The organism is Aeribacillus sp. JST-2 (genome assembly GCF_056032925.1).
Genome location: NZ_JBVVUU010000096.1, coordinates 1 through 1,476, shown reverse-complemented (window position 1 = coordinate 1,476; position 1,476 = coordinate 1). Strand labels below are relative to the sequence as shown.

General features: G+C 32.1%; 1 protein-coding gene. It reads right to left on the bottom strand.

The genetic code is table 11. The annotated features are described in order from the left end of the window. Positions 1 to 163: 163 nt before the first annotated feature. Positions 164 to 1,135 (bottom strand): helix-turn-helix transcriptional regulator, encoded by a 972-nt coding sequence (locus tag AC0KTX_RS16720; RefSeq protein ID WP_340732789.1) that lies wholly within the window; start codon positions 1,133 to 1,135, stop codon positions 164 to 166. Positions 1,136 to 1,476: the final 341 nt, after the last annotated feature.

Sequence of the window (1,476 nt, the reverse complement as noted above, 5' to 3'; positions counted from 1 at the left end):
TTCTAACCAAGGAATCGGTTCATGTCTCTTTTTATGTTTATTTGTAAATTTATGTTAGTAAATTTGCTCAAGTACAGTTACTATAATTTTTTAGGATAAAATCTACAAAAAAACGATAAATTTCGACAAAATTACTTTTAAATAACGATGTGTATATTTATTCTTATTTATAGTTCTTCAACATTTTTTCTATCGTTTCTCTCATTTCATTCCGAAATTCTTCAGGTTTTAACACTTCTAAATATTGCGCTTGGCTTAAAAGCCACATTTTAATGCCACGGCCGTAAACTTCTGCTTCAATTGTGACGGATTGTTCATCTTTTGCAATAATCTTTGCAGTCGGTAATCGATCTAAAATAGCTTGTAAGGAAGGTCCCCAAAAACGGAACGTAATTTTCATTAGTTCACCTGCATACATAAACTGGACTCGCTTTCGAAATTCTCCTTCTTCAAATCGATTTTTATAGTCAACTTTAAAACGCTCATCAGTAATACAGTAATCGACAATTCGATCCATTCGATAAATTGTCGGAAAACTAAAATCGTAGTCTATGAGAAACGCTACTAAATAAAAATAATATTCAGAGAAAACGATTCCAACAGGCTTGAGCTTTCTTTTAACAGGAGAATCATTTCCTTCCTTTTGATAATCGATAATTGTCACTCGCTTCGTTCGTACCGCATAACTTAAATCCCAAATCATGTTTATCAGCGATTGATTATGTTGCACCGGGACATAATGAAAGCGCTCGTTGCGAATCACTTCTTGGATAAATCGTCGATTTTCAGGCTGTGATTGCAAAATGAGTTTATCCAATAACTGATCCATTTCTGCTTTTTGAAATGCCCTGCTTTCCAGTAATACTTTTGCTAAAACGAGTATTTCTTCATTCGTTAACCAAATGTTTTCATTTCGTCTTAATACGTAGCCATTTTTCTTCCGATCATATTCTAATACCATTGATGCTTCAAAATTATTGGCGATGTATGTACGCAATTCATCAATATCACGCTGAATTGTTTTTTCATTCACACCAAAACGAACCGCTTCTTCCTTTTTCGAAATCGTATCTCCTTGGCAAAGACGTTCATATAATGACAAAATTCGAAGCGATTTTGATTGTTGCTCGTCCATGAAAATCCTCCATTCCGACAAAAAATTTCAATTTTAGAAACTAAATATATGTTACTATATGGAATTAAACACAAAAAAGATGTAATAAGGTACAATGCATAAAATTAGGGTACAGAAATAATGGAATAAAAATCCTTTAAATAAAAACTTTTACTTCGGAATGGTTTCTGATTAGTCATTTTTTCATCCTCAATTTAGTAATATTGAGTGATAACACTATTACATTATCATCAAGACATGGACAGTATTTGTACTTTAAGAAAAAAAGATTCATCACCACATTTTGTGATTTAACCCAAAAAATAAGGAAAACACTCACGAATTCCTGGCAATAATGTTAG